Raw genomic sequence first — 15,572 nt, 5'->3', positions numbered from 1 at the left:
AATGCCTTTTTTAAGGGGTTACATAATGGCAAATGCTGATTTTATGAACTTCCTTTGTCTCCTTAGAAGTATATGATACTCCTCTTGCTTTTTAACGCTACGTCTTTTTCTCTTTTGGACAAGAACGAGACTCAACCTGTCCACTCACCCTCCTTTATCTCGCCCTCAGAACACAAGCAATAAAAAAACTGCATATCCCACGGGGTGCGCAACAAGATGTGTATTCGGCTGAAGCGGCTTCGCTAGCCTGTTCAATTCTCCCGCTTATTTTGAGCAAGGGGTTGGAAACATCCCTGTCTTATGGAACCAGGGGAGCAATAAAAGACATTCTCAAACCAGATTACTGCTGAGTTAAAACTCGTTGCGCAACCCGCGGGTACATGAACCGTTTTTGATTTATCAATCAACATGGTGCCACACGATACTGCCGCTTCCTCACTTCGCCTGAAACTGGGAATGACTTCGCCCACTATTGGGTGGTTTTCCTCTTCCCATTCAATATCCTCTTTGAGTACACTTACCCCTGACACAGATAGATCAACAACGAAGAAGGAGTTACTCAATGTCTCACCTGTTTACTCACGCATTGCTTTCACTGATGATAAGAAGACCGTACGTCATGCTCACACGCTGGGGAGGTATTGTTCTCCTCGTGATGGTGGGGATGCTGCTCGCTATTCATCCACCTGCTCCCTCTGGCGCATCTCCCGCCGTTCAGGGGATCTCGCTTTCTGCTCCTCCCGCCACCCAGGCTGGTGGAAGCGAATACACAAGCATGCTTCTCAGCCCTTCCTCTCAACAACAAACCTTCGCCTGTGGCATTGGAGATGTTACCTGCTACAGCAATGAGTTTCTGGCCAATCTGACCGAGCAGATCTGGAATGTCGTCCGTCCCATCATCGAGCTCTTCATGCAAAATCCCTTCAATTTTCTGTCCCAGACCCCGGCGCTCGCTACCTATAATAATACCCAGATTCAGCAGATGGTGAGCTGGGAGTTGGGCTTTCTAGATACCGCCGTGGTGGTCCTGATTGGTTTTCTGGCCTATAACGTGCTCATTGGAAGAAGTATCGGCGTGCCCATGCCCTCCTTGCATGAAGCGCTCCCACGGCTCTGCGTGGCCTTCCTCGCCGCCCACATCAGCCTGTACATCTGTCGACTCATCATCGATTTCAATAATGCGCTCTGCCTGGATGTCGACGAGTTATTTCTCCATTCCTTTCTCAAAGACACCCTGTCCTTGATGATCAATTTTGTAGGACAGATGCCTGACCAGGTTGCCCTCGTCTTCTTGCTCCGCGTCTGGTTTGTGATCTTTCTCTTCTGGCACCTGCTCTGGCTCGCCTGGCAAATGCTGGTCCGCCTGGCGGTGGTCGCTCTCCTAACAGCCCTCTCGCCCCTGGGGCTCCTCTGCCTGGCGCTGCCACAAACGCAGCGCTGGGGGCAGATCTGGCTCTCCGCCTTTGTCTCAACCGTCATCATCCAATTCATCCAGGTGGCGGCGCTGAGCATGGGAGGGCTCCTGGTGAGTTATAGCACCAGCATCCAGATCAGCACAGGCCCCGCCGCGGGGCTCGACACCATCATCCAGCAGATTGTGGCGCTTCTTCTGAGTGGGGCCGTGTTCTACCTGGTCCCGCGCTTGCCCTCCATGATCCAGAACTATGCCCTGCGCCCAATCTTGCAGGCGCAACAGCAAGCCGACACCGCCCAATCGCAAGTCACGACCCAGGTCGAGTCGATGGCCATTCGAGCCATCGCGGCCCTCTAAGCAAAGGGAAGAAAGGAGAGAAGGGATGCTCAAGTTTCTCCTTCTTGGCGGCATGGTCCTCGTCATGCTAGGAATGTTTGGCACAAGCATGACGGTCGCCATGGACGCACAGGCTCAAGGAGTCCCTCAGACAACGAATCCCGGTCTGCAAACCATCGATACCTCGGGCTCGGGAAAACGTGGCGAAGTGGTGCAGTGGGCCCTCAAGATGGCAGCCCATCTGCACTGCACGCCCGCTCGCCTTCCTACCGATTGTCAGGGCAGTGGCGCTGACCACTACTATGACGCGGGCTTCCCGCCTGAGATCATCGCGTGGGCCAACGCGCACTGCTCCGGATGTGCGGCCTGGCAACCAGATACCTTTCAGTGCGTGGTGTTCGTCATCGCTGCCTATGCCTATGTCCAGCCACTCCCCGTCCAGGGCCAGAATGCCAATCAGTACTGGGGGCACTTTGCCAATGAGCCGGGTTGGCAACGCCTCCCTGCGCGTGGGAACCTTCCACAACCTGGCGATATCATGGCCTGGAATGGAGGGGCCTACGGACATGTCAGTATTGTCCTTGGCGTTGCCCCTCACCATACCGCCATTACCTTTGCCCAGGCCAATGGGGAATTTCCCATTCAGACCCTCCCGCTCAACCCGGATGGATCCATCAATACCCACAATGGGTACTGGAATGCCTTTGAAGTGGTGGGCTACCTACACCCTCTGACCCTTTCCTAACAAAGAACGAAAAGGAGAACACGATGATGACCATGATTTACTGGCATCCAATACTCGCAGCCACCGTGATGCGGGTCCTGGGAAGCCTGCCCACGCTTCGCCTTGTGAGCTGGCTCACGGACCCTCCCATTCCCCATCCCCTCTTCCCACTCGCCATAGCAGATGCTGGAGGAGGTGGAGATGCCTCGACCATCACCCAGTTTTTCAAAAATCTCTATGACAACGGCATTAAACCCGTGGCGTATGCCGTCGCCCTCTTCTTCTTTGCGTGGGGTGCGATCGGTCTCATGTTTCCTCATGAGCGATCCCAGGATCACGCGAAGGCCGCGCTCTACCGCGCCCTGGGAGGACTGGCGCTCGTATTGCTCGCAACGGCCATCTCGTCCATCATCAATAACGCTGCCCCCTGATGGAATGCGTAAGAGACGTCCAGCCACATCCATCTTCCAGCAACGAAAGGAGTATTTTGCGATGACCCACACGACAGATGCGTCCATAAGACGGCAGACCTACACCGTCCCCACGCATATGAACGAACCTGATAAGCTGCTCTTTGGACTGACAGCTCGTCAACTCCTGGTACTGATCACCGGGGCTAGTGTGACCTATGCTTTCTTTCTCCAGGTCCTGACCTGGGCAATGGCCTGGGGAGGAGGGCTCCTCTGGAGTCGAGGCCTCGCCTTGCTGGTCGTGCTCCCACTCATTCTGGGAACGCTCGCCTTCACCTTTCTCCAGATTGCAGATCGCTCGCTTGAACTCTGGGTCGTAGTTTGGATGCGCGCGCGCCTGGCTCCGATGACCTACGTCTGGCGCAGCGCTAAATGGGATGAGGTCGAGCAACGCACACGACAGGCACGAAAAAGAGCCCATACACGGCAGGAGGAACACAGCCAGAGTGAACACGAACAGGAGGGATGGTCATGATCGTGAAAGATGAGCAGATTGCCAACGAACCAGTGCTCCTCACAGTGCGACAGGAGCGTTCACAAGTGGGAAAAGAGCGTGCACGCCGCCAGCGTCCACCTCGTGCTCGTCGCAAGCATCGACGGAGCCAAAAACATGGAAGCGTGCAGCGCCAGTTTGTCTTTCTCGATCACATTGTCCAGGATGTACTGGTCAATCGTGCGCCTCTGGCAGAGGGGCCGCAAGAACGTGACTATCTGGCAGTTCTTGAGATACGGGCGACCAACTACACCCTGAAATCTCAAGAGGAACGCTCGACGATGATGCTGGCCTTTCGCGCCCTTCTGCGTTCGCTGCGTTTTCCCATCCAGATCCTCATTCGTTCGAAGCCGATGGATCTCTCCTCTTATGTAGAACAACTCTATACTCACGAGGACCTCTGGCAAGGAGAAGCCTCAGAGATTGCCATCTCGCATGAACGCGCCATGCGTCTCCTTGGAGCACAACGCACGCTCATTGATCGTCGCTTTTATCTCCTGATCAGCAGTGAGCAGGAAGGGATACAGAGCACCTGGAACAGCTCCCTCTGGCGCCTGCTCAGCCGTCGAGCCAGAACACGTGCGCGAGAGAAGCGTCTGGATGAGGCCCAACAGATCCTTGCTACCCGCATTCAGGCACTACAGCATCAACTGGCCGCGATGGGGTTACTCAGCCACCGGCTGGCAGGCAAAGAGCTGGCCGATCTGACGCATGGCGCGCTCCAGGGAGAGCAAGCGCTGGGCTTTCCGCTGCCTGAGAGCATCTTCGCGCTCTCGGATAAACCATTCGCGCGTCCAGCCCTTGATGTGCTTTCACCCACATCACAGGAGGAAGAGGCATCGTTCGATCCGTATACTGCACAGATGGAAGAGGCCTTGCTCCTGCCCTCAGCCCGTGACCGTTTGCTGGCCCCTGCTGATCTCATGGCTCTCAAAGACCTGCTGGCTCCGGAAAGCGTTCGCGTTACCTCGCGCTACATGCAGGTTGGCGAGGAATATGTGCGTGGACTCGCCGTCGTTGGGTTCCCGCGCGAAATTGTGGAGGGGTGTCTCTCGCCGCTGCTCGCCTGTGATGAAATCTTTGATCTGTGTTTCCATTTCTCGCCGCAAAACACGGCGGAATTCGTCAAGCGACTCCTCTTCCGCAAAGAGCAGTACGCCTCTACCCAGCGGATGAACCTGCATCGAGGCCGACAACAGGACCCGACCCTCCAGGTTGCTGAAGCCGATGTGACGGCGCTCATTGGGCCGCTGGCATCCGGGGAAGAGAGCATGCTGGAGATGGGATTCTATCTGTTAGTTCGTGCGCCCGACCTCACCACGCTAAATGAACGAACCGAGCGCCTGCGCCAGATCCTGCATCAGCATCTCTTTGTGGCCCACCCAACCACCCTGGAACATGCTGAGGCTTTCCGCGCATGCCAACCCACCTGTACGGATACGCTGGGGCGCACCTTCACGACCACCAGTACAGTCGCCGCCTGCACCTTCCCCTTCATGAGTGAGTCCTTCGCCATGCAGGATGGCACCTTTGTGGGCGTGACCACGAGTGGTGAACCCGTCCTGCTCAATCCCTGGGCGCTGGAAAGCCCCCATGAGTTCTGGGGAGGAGTCACCGGAAGTGGCAAGTCCTATGCCGTCAAGTTGTGGCTGTTGCACCAACGCTTCCGCCATCCCGATACCCAGGTGCTCATTCTCGATCCATCCCGCGAATATGAGCGCCTGGTCAACGTGTTTGGGGGGACGGTCCTTCGCCTCTCGCCGGGTTCAGAGCACGCTATCAACCCCTTTGATGTGCTCCCGCGGGGCGTGGACATGGACTGGTACGTCACCACCCAGCGGCGTGGAGATCGGCTCGCGGAAAAGATGACGCAGTTGCACGCCTTCCTGGATTTGCTCCTCGCGGAATACATCCCTCATCCTACCACGCTCTCTGCGCGTGAGAAAGCCTTCCTGGATCGGGCCTTCTACGAGTGCTACCGGCGGGTAGGCATTACAACTGACCCACGCACCCATGATCGGCAGGCGCCCTTCTTGCGCGATCTCTACGATGTGCTCAAAAGCGGAGTGGTCGGCCAGGATGACTATGGGCTCGCTGATCGGCTGGAGCGCTACGTCCATGGCAGCCTCTCTGGCCTCTTCAATCGCCAGACCAGTGTGACGCTTGAGACCTCGCTCATCAGCTTTGATGTGAGCGAGCTCCGTGGCAGTCGAGAACTGCGTCCCATTGGCATGTTTTTGATTGCGGAACTCATCTGGTCGCAGGCCCTCTTTCATCCACGCCCCAGGCGTTGCTACATTGATGAGGCCTGGTCGCTCATCGCACACGAGGAAGGAGGGCGATTTCTGGAACGCCTGGCACGTGAAGCGCGCAAGCACTACCTGAGCCTGGTCACCATCACCCAGAACCCGGAGCAATTCATTCTCAACCCCTACGGCAACATCATCGCGCAGAACGCGCTCATCAAAGTCTTAAAACGCCTGGATAGCGTCGGTGCTCAGGCAGCCAGTGAGGCATTCGGGTTGACACAAGAAGAAGAGCAGTTGCTCCTCTCCATGCCACAGAACCGAGCCTTGCTCTCCGTCGGCTCCAAACGCATGCTGGTCGAAATGAACGCCTCACCTGAAGAGCATGCCCTGATCACCACTGACCCACAAGAACTGGCAGTTCAACGCCAGCAGACACAGAAGGAAGGAAAGAGAGCATGAAGAACCTCCGGCCATTGACACAGCAAAAGTCCCTCTCCTTTGCCGCCCGCATCATCCCTGCTCGTGGGATGACGCTGGTTGAACGTAGCGCCCTGGAAGGCACCATGCAATCCCTGGTGCTGCAAGGAAGCGCACTCGCCCTGGAAATCGCAAGCACACCTGCCAACACCCATCAGGCACGCAGCGTGCAATTTCTCCTGCGCGCCCGGTCTGAAGACGCCCTACGTGCCGCGACACGGCAGATCCAGGTGCGCTATCCCCAGGCCATCGTACGCCACGTTCCCCCTGAAGAAGACCCGTTACACCTACAAGAACATGAGATCGTGAGTGCGATGGAGCTGCGGGCCGGGGGCGAAGCCTACGAGACACTGCAATCCTGGTCCCCCGGAAAACCACATGAGCAAGGGATCGATCCCTTGCTCGGGGTGCTCACCACGCTTGAACATCTTCCTGTCGGGATACGCGCAATCACGCAACTGGCGCTCACTCCGCTGCCGCCGACCTGGGCGCGCAAGTATCAACGTCTCGCCGTCGAACACCCGCTTGAGGAAGAGCGAGAGCAGCGTCGAGAGGCGCAAGGGCGTCTGCGCCGGGGCACGCCCGGCTGGGAACAACTCGTGCTCCTGGGCATCGTGGTAGGGCTCCTGCTCGTCTGGAACTACGCCCAGGCACATCATCTCTTCCCCTCGTGGCTTCAGGAGGACGTGCTGAGTCTCCTGCATGGCTCACTTCCACATCTCTCCTCTTCCCAAGAGGCCATTCTTGGGATAGGGCTGGTGGTGGGAATCACGCTCATCGCGGGAACCATCAGAGGGATATGCTGGCTAGGAGAGCGTCTGTTTGGGGGGACGAGATACTATGACATGAAACGGGTGGCCGAGAAAATTGGCAAGAGTGCTTACCGGGCGCGTCTGCGTCTCTATCTCATCGAAGAGGCTCCCCAGATGGATACCCATCAGACGCAACCGCTCATGCAGACGCCACAGGCACTCGCCACCATCATCAGAGCACGGCTCACATCCTCCTGGCACACGTTGCAGCAGAAACGAGCACAGCAACGACGCCATCAACAGATGCATGCCATGCTCGTTGCCGCCTACAGGCATACGCACACTTCAACGGCCTACTTTACCACCCGCAGACTCTCTGCACATCACGCCCAGCGCCTGGCGCAGGAAGGCACCTGGTGGAGGGGCCTCCAATGGGGCCCACTCTTTCTCACCGGGGAAGAAGTGGCAACCCTCTGGCATTTACCACCTGGAGACCACTTGAGTGAAGGGACCAATGTCGAACAACGGCAAGAACGCTCGCTGCTCGCTCCCCATGTGCTCACGACCGGGAACGGGTGGCAGCTTGGCACCTCTACCCATGCTGGCAGAAGTGTGCCGGTGCGCTTTCCTCCCTCGGAACTCCTCAAGCATAAATTCGTGATCGGGCGGACCGGAAAAGGCAAGAGCACCCTCTTTCACCACCTGGCGCTGGCGCATCTCTCTACCTGTCTCCAGCCAGACCCCGGCCTCTGCGTCATCGAGCCGCACGGTGATTTAATCGAGGATCTTCTGGGGTTGCTGCCGCCAGAACGAGAAGAGGAAGTCGTCCTTCTTGATTTGCATCAACAGGGGTTTCCTCCTGGGATCAATCCCCTTGATGCCACACAGGTCGCGTCCCTGGAAGAAGCAGACCTCATCGTCAGTCATCTTCTCACCACCTTCAAAGGCATCTGGAGCACGGCCTGGGGACCGCGTGTGGAAAATGTGATGCGCTTTTCACTCAAGGCTCTTTTTGAGGCCAACCGGACACTCGTACATACGGATCCCCACCAGGGTCCGGCGCAACAATATACCCTGCTCGATCTCACAGTCTTGCTCAATAAGCAGAGCTTTCGTGCACGCGTCCTCGACCTGGTGGAGGATGTGCACGTGCTTGACTGGTGGCACCAGTATTATGAACGTCTTGATGCCAGAATGCAGGATGAGATTACCACGCCCGTCCTGACCAAAATCTCGGCCTTTGCCAGTGCGCCGATCTCACGGCGCCTGCTTGGGCAACCCACCTCAACCATCAACTTTTCGCAGATCGTGGAACAGGGCCAGGTCCTGCTCGTCAATACGGCAAGCGGGCATGTCGGCCAGGATGTCTCCTCCCTCATTGGTGCATCCGTCCTAGGACTCTTTTCAGCGGCGCTCTCACGGCAACTCTCTCTTCCACCGTCAGAGCGCAACGTCTTTTTGCTCCTGGTCGACGAGTTCAAAAACTACCCCGTCAATTACGGCTCCATCCTGAGTGAACTCCGCAAAGCCGGCACCTTCCTGGTCCTGGCAACCCAATCACTGGCCCAACTCGATGTCGTCGATCGGGCCTTGCGTCCAACGGTGTTTGCCAACAGCGATCATCTCTTTGTCTTTACGCTTGCCGGAGAAGATGCCTACCTGCTACGGCACGAACTGGGCCATCTTTTGAGTCCTGAAGACGTGACCAACCTCCCCGACTACACCTGCTACGCGCGCTGGTCACTCAAAGGGCAACGCCTTCCGTTCTTTTCCCTCAGACTTGATCTGCCACCTGCTGGGAATGTGTCCGTGGCAGAGCACCTGCGCGAGCAATGTACGTTGCGGTACGGTCGCCCAGTCGATGAGGCCGATGCCCTGCTTGATCTGCTCAATGCGCGCCATGGAGCGCGTCCACGCAAGAAAGAGAGTCTCCATGAACAGACAGCATCCCCATTCCCACACCTGGAGTCCGTCGCCTCTGTTCGGGAAACAGACGACCGACCTGTGGCACACTCCTCCTCACCTGCCATCCTCCCCGTATCCACGCTCTCACCGTTGGAGGCAACAGAGGAAGCCCCACACACGCAGGAAGCACAAACGCTCATCGCTCAAGACGAACAGACCCGCGCATCAAGCGAGAAACGGGTCCGTATTCGCCGCCCAAAGGCATCAGTAGCACAGGCCTCAACAGAGAGTACTGAAATGCCTCCCCAGGAAGCATCCGTTGCGCCTGGGGGACAACAGGCTACTTCTCAGCCTGTTCCTCCCCTGGGGACCCTAGAAAAACACTAGCAGAAAGGAACGACATCCATGCACCTGTTCCATGCACCTCGCACACCCATCGATCAGGAACACACAGAAGCCCTCATTCTTGAGCAACATGCCGAACGCCAGGCGCTCTCGGCAGTACGCGGTGCCAACTTTACGCAGTGCTTGAGCTTGCATCACCTCACAGCGGACCTGGAACTGGTCGATCCGCGAGGAAGGCCTCATCTCATGCACGGCAAAGATCTCTTTGATGAGCGCACCTGGAACAAGTTTCTCGCCTCCCTCCAGCACTCCATCAACGTCCTCTCGCTGACGCAGAGCGCTGAACCGCTCACCAAACTCTATCGCACCTGGCTACTCACCAAGTACACGCAACGCTACCGCTGGCTCAGTACCCCGGCGCAGATTCAGTGGTTTGAGCAGGTGACCGCCCTGGTGATCCTGCGCAAAGTGATGGAGGCCAAACACCACGCCTGGACGTACCAGCAAAACGAGCAGGCCTTTGCCGATAGCTGGTGCGCCATGGAGATGAAGAACCTCATGACGCTCAATACCATGACGACGGAAATAGCCAAGGCCATTCATCACATCGTGAGGCAACCTGAACAGGCAAAAGAAATGATCGAGCATCTCTTTGAGATCCAGGCAACGCGTCTCTTCGATCACCCGGTCTCTCTTCGCCACCCACTTCCCTCGCTCCCTCCATTGCCCGAGGGAGCGGCCTTACCGCAGGCAATTCTGCCTCTCATTGCGCCCCATGCAGAGCAGGCAGAGGAAGCATCCCAGCGTGTCACCAAGGGAAAGGAGGAATGACGAGCATGCAAACGCCTCAACACACGTCTCAGCCACCAGTTCAGCATCTCGCGTTCGACTACACCGTTCTTGACGAAGAGACCCGTCACTTCGTCTACCAGAAAACCGTTGAAACCCAGGGCTATCTCAAACGAACTGCCGAAGATGTGATCCAGATTGGACGTAATCTGCACGCTGTGAAAGAGCGCCTACCTCACGGGCAATTCATGACCTGGGTGAAAGGGGAATTGGGATTGACCCGGCAAAGCTGCCAGAACTTTATGCGCGTAGCGGAGCGCTTTGGAGAGGATATCCATCGGTTTGGTGCCATCCCCATCTCGGTCCTCTACGAACTGCTCAATGCCCCCGATAACGTGCTCAAGCAGATTGAAGAGCACGAGATTGCGCCCACGCTCCCAGCGGTGCGCGCGGCCAAAGAGCAGGCACGCCAGGAGACAATGGGAGACGCTGTGATGGCTTCATCACAGGAACAGGCACCAGACTATGACAAACTGCTCCAGTTTCGTCGGCAGATCGAACTGTTGGAACAAGAACGCCAGCAACTCCGTGAGGAGATTGCCTTTCACCAACACAAGGCACAGGAGGCCCCTGTTCTTCCAGCAGAGGTCCAACGACACATACAGACACTAGAGCAGCACGTCAAAGAGCTGATCAGCCAGCGCGACATGCTCTCACGCCACCTTGCCAGTGTGAGCGAGCAAGCACGGGAAAGCGTGCTTGAACGCAATACCTTGAGCCGCGAGCAGCAGGCACGGATGCGTTGGCGCGAAATCGCCATGGAATTTCTTCAGCGTGGGGGAATGCTGTTCGCCAGCATGCCCTCCTCTCTCATGCTCGAAGCCTTTGAGGCTGAAGATTGGGTCAGACTGGAACAGATCGAACAGATCCTGACACAGTTAACCCAGGCAGTCACCCAGCTCCACGCGCATTCTTCCTCTACTGTTGAAGCCGGGTGAGAGATGCTTGCTTCTTCCAAGAACAGTGATGCAGAGAGAAGCACCTCTTACCTCAATACGCTGTCCCCCCATCCCACGCACAAACACGAGTTGACCAACATGCTTCATTGGTCAACTCGTATTTTCTTTCCTGTCCAGGTTTTCCACAAGTTTTCCACATCGAAAAAAGAACACTGTGGAAAACCTGGACACACACACGTTTTTCGCCGCTCATCTATCTGATACTGACGACGGTCAGGGAGAGCGAGCAGGCTCTGAGATCTGGCATACAGACGCTTTTTCTCGTGAAGGGACCAGATGTGCGAGCAGCCAGGTCAGTGGACCTGCCAGAGGCATCCAGAAGCAGGTCAACAGGACATTAAATCCAAAGTGCGCCATGGCAACTTGGAGCGTAGGAGTCTGCCAGCACACAGCGAGCAAGGCGGCAAGAGGCTGTAACACCACAAAGAGAAGACATGCCCCCAGACACTTCATTCCTGTATGGATGAATGCCAGGCGCTGCCCCAACGCCGCATGGTGTGACACCGCCGTGAGCAGCGCAGGCAGCGTCGTTCCAATATTTGCCCCCAGCATCGCTGCCAGGGCGGGAACCAAGGGCAACGTGTGACGTGAAGCCAGAACAAGCACGAGCCCGATAGTCGCCGTACTCGAATTGAGCAGCATCGCCAATGCCGCTCCCAAAAGAAGGAGCAAGAGCGGTGAACTGACCCCTGCCTGGAGTATCACTCCCGCCCATGGACTACTCACCAGAAGCTCGCTTGCCTGCGAGAGGGTACAAAGGCCGAGCAACATGAGGCCACAGGGAAACACCATTTGCCCGACACGCCTCCAGCGGGTGCGGGCAGTCATGAGCGCAAGCAAGGCAAAAAGACCAGCGATGTTGAGTGCATAATCTGTGACATGGAAGGACAGCAACTGCACCGCCAGGGTCGAGCCAACATTGGCGCCAAGTAGCATCACAATCGCCGTTGAAAATGGCACAAGGTCCGTGCCGACCAGTTCAATCAGGAGAGAAGACATCGCGCTCGAACTTTGCAAGCAGGCCGTCATGAGAAGACTCACGAGATAGGCAATCACAGGAAAACGCGCCGCGTGGAGAAACAGGCGGCGAACATGACTACTCGGGATATGCTCAACCATTTCGGTGAACGACCGGATACCATACAGCAAGAGGCCCATGCCCGTGAGAAGTGCAAAGAATATTTGTATCAAGAGTACATAATCAAACATGTATTTTCCACCTCCCTCTCTTGCACAGGTGCGTGAGAAAGAACGCATGACTCGCCCGCTCCGTGTTTCAGCAGATGTCTTCAGAGTACTTGATGCGAAACCAGATAAGCAGGCGTACAGAAAGAAGGTATGCATCGTCTGGACCCATCAAGAACGCGTGCGAAAGCGAGCACGAAACTGCGTCAGATAGGCAGATGCGGAGGTCTGCATACCCAGATAAGGAGCCGTTCCCCGGAATCCTGCTCGTCTGAGCGCAAAGTAGTGACCTTGCGCCGTCCTGGTGTCGACCTGTCCAAGCGTTGGGGGAACCTCAAGTGTTGCGACTGCAAGTCCTGCAAGCAGGCTACTATGTATCTGGTACGGCGTGAGCACGCCGCACCCTTCCCTCGTTTGTAGAAGCAGGTCAAGCATGGACCCTTTCTCAAAGGCTCGGCGTTCTTGCATCGGCATCGGAGAGGTCAGTTCATCTGCCTGGGGAGCAAGGATGTCTTTCTGTATGCACATCCGCGCCAGGAATGGCTCTGACACCAGTGGAGAGAGACCTGCAAGCATGAACAGAAGTGTCCCGGCACGAAGGCGCGTTATATCGAGTCCTTCAAGCAAACTGGATGTCCCAAAGAACAGGGTTGCCTCATACATCACATCTGGAACCCCTTCTCCTCCTTGCATCTCACAGAGCACTGTCTCCCCCTCAAAACCTGAAGCCTGGAGTGCTGCCACCAGTTCCTCAACAGGAGTGTCCTGATCTGGAAACACACAGAGGGTGAGAGAGAAAGGATGTGGCAACGTCGCGAGCAGGAGGCGAAGACAGGTGCTGGCGAGAGGATCAGGTCCTACCATCACGGCCACACGTTCCCGGCAAAGATCACGGGCAACGCGAGCCAGGACCCATTCCAGAGTCAGCAGGAACGCGGCACTGGTGGTTGCATCTGTGCTCGTGACACGTGGACGATGACCAGCACGCACGTACTGATTCTCTTGAATCAAGTGTCCTCCATTGGTCTGTGACGCAAGACGCGCGGAGAGGGCCACACTTCGTGCACTGCAGGCCCGGGCAAGGGCTACCGCCTGGCAGGCCTGCTGAATGACCTTGTGCTGCTGCTGTTCTTCTCCAAGCGAGTTCTCCAGGGAAAGAAGGATAGTCCCCACACGTCCAAGTTGCGTTGTGACGATGTTGGTTAGCACTGGACGTCCTTGCTGCCATGCCTGTAAGAGAGAGGCTTCTTCCTCTTGAAGAGAAGGAAGGCACTGCAACACCACTGCATCGAGGGGAGCCTCGCTTTTTGTAAGCACCCTCTCAAGGAGCACATTGGAGGACGGTAGTTCCTGCTGCTCACCTTGCGTGTACGTAGAGTGGGAAAACGTTCGACTCATAACTACGTTCTTTCTAGTACTTGACGACAATATGACATGTTGTCATTGTTAGAAACTCTACAGTGAAAGTGCCTGCCTTCTCCATTGTGCGCGTAGAAATGAGAGAAGGAGCGCAGCACCGCTTCAACACTGTTCATCAGGAGCGCATGGGAGCGAGAAAGGCGCTGTACGTACGCTCAGATCGATCTTCTGAGAGCAGGTCTCTGTGGCAAGAGACACATCGCTCTGCATCACAAGACACGAGAGATCCTTGAGCGTCTGAAGAATCATGAGTGGCTTTCCCCACCGCATATACTCTGTCTCCATGTATTCCACCAGGTGGCAGAGTTCTGCACTCGCTTGAGGGTGCACCAATCGAATCTGGGACAGGAGTTCTCCGTGTACCCGCTCAAGAGCCATACCGTCCTGTGGAAAGAGCGGCAGCAAGAAGGATGCGAGTTCGTGAGCAGCACTATAGGATGTTTCGATATCGAGAGAAGCCAGGCGTGTCAGGAGAGCAAAAGAATAGGAGTGTGGGAAGGGAAGAATGGTGAATGCTCGTAGGTGCTCTGCCACGGTAGCGTGCCATTGCAATGCATCAAGCAAGCACATGCCAAAGCGCCCTATCGCGACCACGTGAATGCCATCCAGGTGAAGCGTGGTGTCGCATAATATCGCCAGGTCCTCAACCCAGGAGAGGATACTGTACGCAGATCGTTCCGCCGGTTTAGAGGAAAACCCATGCCCAAGGATATCCGGAGCCACAACATAGTAGTGGCGAGAAAGAGACTCCATATATGGAGTAAACACCGCGCTACTTTGCCACTCGCCGTGAAGCAAGAGTAGCGGTGGGTTCTCAGGGTTGCCCGCGAAACGGCACCATATCCGTCGTCCAGCTAGGTGCAGAGATACATGCTGATCAGAGTAAGGTGAAAGGGATGTTGCCATAGTGAAAGATCCTCCGATTTTACCAAAATTTTGTAATTTAGTTAGACATACTGTTGTTCTGTAGACATGCCTTTAGTGTTTGTACCGTTGCTATAAAGGTGATGGATGATGAAGCGGTCCCTGGTATGTTCCCGGCGCGCGGTCGTCATCACTGCCGCCAACGCAGATCCAGGGATGCTTCAGTGAATGTCGTGAGGTACGTGACTACGTGTACCCGAGGAAAAGGAGGCAAAGGAAGATGAAAACCACCCAATACTGGGCGAAGTTCTTCCCAATTCTGGGCGAAGTATCACCTATGTGGGCAATCTACCAGGCGCTTGCTCATCCAGACACCAGATTTTGCTCATCCTGGCGAGGGCGAAGCACATAACCATGCCCTTTGACCGCAACCAGTTCAAGAAATGGTGGCAGTTTCTGCTTGAGTTTGGACATGTGCTTTTGTAACGCCACAATATCTCGCGTATCACAGCGAGAGACATCGAGATGAAAAGCATAGGCAGCCAGGTCGCGAAATGAGAGTTCTTGCTCAGGATGATGCAGGAGTGCAACCAGAAGGCGGCATTGCATCGGGGTACAATACAGTTGAAAGCCCTCGGTCAGCTGTTTCCGATGAAAAATGTAAATAAAACGTTCGTTAAATATGAGCGCCTTGTAGGACAAAATTGAAATGAGTGCAGGAGCGTGATCTGAAGGCCCATCCTGCTCCTGCGGCAGAGATAGTAGGCCTATAGGCGGCATGTCATTCTCAAGAAAGATCATTACCTTCTCCCTCAGTCTCTTTCTGTTATTTTCCCCAATGAGAGTCGTATTGAGCCACATCATATTCTGCCAGATAAAGCGCGATACCAGAAAATACCATCCATAGCAACGCGCTCAAATCCTTTTCATTCAACTCCGTATCGCAACAGTAGCGATGATCCCTTGAAGCGAGCTATAAGCTATACAATGCATTTCTTCACTCCTTCCTTTCAGTGCATCGAGTGGGGCGAGCGACATCCCCTTGTAAGCTAAGCAAACGAGAGTGCCGCTCGATGACAGAGCAGGTGCCTATCTCCAAACTCTTAGTGCTAGTATGTCAGTTTTCGTGTG

Annotated in this window: 12 protein-coding genes; 8 read left to right on the top strand and 4 right to left on the bottom strand. The window is 55.8% G+C overall.

Annotated elements, in window-relative coordinates:
• Positions 1–619 precede the first annotated feature (619 nt).
• The 8 genes from KTE_RS20490 (at position 620) to KTE_RS20455 (ending at position 10,952) form a co-directional block, all read left to right on the top strand.
• Positions 620–1,771, top strand: a complete 1,152-nt coding sequence (locus tag KTE_RS20490) for a type IV secretion system protein (protein ID WP_236600501.1) — start codon at positions 620–622, stop codon at positions 1,769–1,771.
• A 25-nt stretch (positions 1,772–1,796) separates the two neighbouring features.
• Positions 1,797–2,495 carry a CHAP domain-containing protein gene (locus KTE_RS20485; RefSeq protein WP_201384100.1) on the top strand — a complete coding sequence of 233 codons (699 nt, stop codon included), beginning with the start codon at positions 1,797–1,799 and terminating at the stop codon, positions 2,493–2,495.
• A gap of 23 nt (positions 2,496–2,518) precedes the next feature.
• Positions 2,519–2,905: a hypothetical protein gene (locus tag KTE_RS20480; protein WP_201384098.1), complete on the top strand. Its 387-nt coding sequence runs from the start codon at positions 2,519–2,521 to the stop codon at positions 2,903–2,905.
• Positions 2,906–2,966: 61 nt separating this feature from the next.
• A complete protein-coding gene (locus tag KTE_RS20475) occupies positions 2,967–3,419 on the top strand; it encodes a PrgI family protein (protein WP_201384096.1) in 453 nt (150 codons plus the stop codon).
• Complete coding sequence (locus KTE_RS20470; protein WP_201384094.1) at positions 3,416–6,145, top strand: VirB4 family type IV secretion system protein; 2,730 nt, start codon at positions 3,416–3,418, stop codon at positions 6,143–6,145. Before KTE_RS20475 ends, KTE_RS20470 begins: the two co-directional genes overlap by 4 nt.
• A complete protein-coding gene (locus KTE_RS20465; protein WP_236600500.1) occupies positions 6,142–9,207 on the top strand; it encodes a type IV secretory system conjugative DNA transfer family protein in 3,066 nt (1,021 codons plus the stop codon). Before KTE_RS20470 ends, KTE_RS20465 begins: the two co-directional genes overlap by 4 nt.
• An 18-nt stretch (positions 9,208–9,225) precedes the next feature.
• The gene (locus KTE_RS20460) at positions 9,226–9,996 is read left to right on the top strand and encodes a hypothetical protein (RefSeq protein ID WP_201384085.1); all 771 of its coding nucleotides are present in this window, start codon (positions 9,226–9,228) and stop codon (positions 9,994–9,996) included.
• A 5-nt stretch (positions 9,997–10,001) separates the two neighbouring features.
• Entirely contained in the window at positions 10,002–10,952 is a 951-nt protein-coding gene (locus tag KTE_RS20455) for a DUF3102 domain-containing protein (RefSeq protein WP_236600499.1), read from the top strand.
• Between the two features lie 234 nt (positions 10,953–11,186).
• Here KTE_RS20455 and KTE_RS20450 read toward each other — a convergent pair whose 3' ends face one another.
• The 4 genes from KTE_RS20450 to KTE_RS20435 all read right to left on the bottom strand — a co-directional run bounded on the left by KTE_RS20450 (position 11,187) and on the right by KTE_RS20435 (position 15,242).
• A complete protein-coding gene (locus tag KTE_RS20450; RefSeq protein WP_201384081.1) occupies positions 11,187–12,182 on the bottom strand; it encodes a Na/Pi cotransporter family protein in 996 nt (331 codons plus the stop codon).
• Positions 12,183–12,329: 147 nt separating this feature from the next.
• Positions 12,330–13,556 carry a thioester reductase gene (locus KTE_RS20445; protein WP_201384079.1) on the bottom strand — a complete coding sequence of 409 codons (1,227 nt, stop codon included), beginning with the start codon at positions 13,554–13,556 and terminating at the stop codon, positions 12,330–12,332.
• A 123-nt stretch (positions 13,557–13,679) separates the two neighbouring features.
• The gene (locus tag KTE_RS20440) at positions 13,680–14,483 is read right to left on the bottom strand and encodes an alpha/beta hydrolase (protein ID WP_201384077.1); all 804 of its coding nucleotides are present in this window, start codon (positions 14,481–14,483) and stop codon (positions 13,680–13,682) included.
• A 321-nt stretch (positions 14,484–14,804) separates the two neighbouring features.
• Positions 14,805–15,242 carry a helix-turn-helix domain-containing protein gene (locus KTE_RS20435; RefSeq protein WP_201384075.1) on the bottom strand — a complete coding sequence of 146 codons (438 nt, stop codon included), beginning with the start codon at positions 15,240–15,242 and terminating at the stop codon, positions 14,805–14,807.
• Between the last annotated feature and the right edge of the window lie 330 nt (positions 15,243–15,572).

Origin of the sequence: Ktedonobacter sp. SOSP1-85 (assembly GCF_016587415.1) — a bacterium.
Lineage (GTDB): Bacteria > Chloroflexota > Ktedonobacteria > Ktedonobacterales > Ktedonobacteraceae > Ktedonobacter.
Note: the sequence above shows the minus strand (reverse complement) of the source record. Positions and strands in the feature narration are given on the sequence as shown.

Excerpts from the sequence above, each read along its gene's own strand:
- KTE_RS20485 (WP_201384100.1), top strand. The coding sequence starts at position 1,797 with ATGCTCAAGTTTCTCCTTCTTGGCGGCATGGTCCTCGTCATGCTAGGA.
- KTE_RS20470 (WP_201384094.1), top strand. The coding sequence starts at position 3,416 with ATGATCGTGAAAGATGAGCAGATTGCCAACGAACCAGTGCTCCTCACA.
- KTE_RS20440 (WP_201384077.1), bottom strand. The coding sequence starts at position 14,483 with ATGGCAACATCCCTTTCACCTTACTCTGATCAGCATGTATCTCTGCAC.
- KTE_RS20455 (WP_236600499.1), top strand. The coding sequence starts at position 10,002 with ATGCAAACGCCTCAACACACGTCTCAGCCACCAGTTCAGCATCTCGCG.
- KTE_RS20480 (WP_201384098.1), top strand. The coding sequence starts at position 2,519 with ATGATGACCATGATTTACTGGCATCCAATACTCGCAGCCACCGTGATG.
- KTE_RS20450 (WP_201384081.1), bottom strand. The coding sequence starts at position 12,182 with ATGTTTGATTATGTACTCTTGATACAAATATTCTTTGCACTTCTCACG.
- KTE_RS20475 (WP_201384096.1), top strand. The coding sequence starts at position 2,967 with ATGACCCACACGACAGATGCGTCCATAAGACGGCAGACCTACACCGTC.
- KTE_RS20435 (WP_201384075.1), bottom strand. The coding sequence starts at position 15,242 with ATGATCTTTCTTGAGAATGACATGCCGCCTATAGGCCTACTATCTCTG.
- KTE_RS20465 (WP_236600500.1), top strand. The coding sequence starts at position 6,142 with ATGAAGAACCTCCGGCCATTGACACAGCAAAAGTCCCTCTCCTTTGCC.
- KTE_RS20490 (WP_236600501.1), top strand. The coding sequence starts at position 620 with ATGCTCACACGCTGGGGAGGTATTGTTCTCCTCGTGATGGTGGGGATG.
- KTE_RS20460 (WP_201384085.1), top strand. The coding sequence starts at position 9,226 with ATGCACCTGTTCCATGCACCTCGCACACCCATCGATCAGGAACACACA.
- KTE_RS20445 (WP_201384079.1), bottom strand. The coding sequence starts at position 13,556 with ATGAGTCGAACGTTTTCCCACTCTACGTACACGCAAGGTGAGCAGCAG.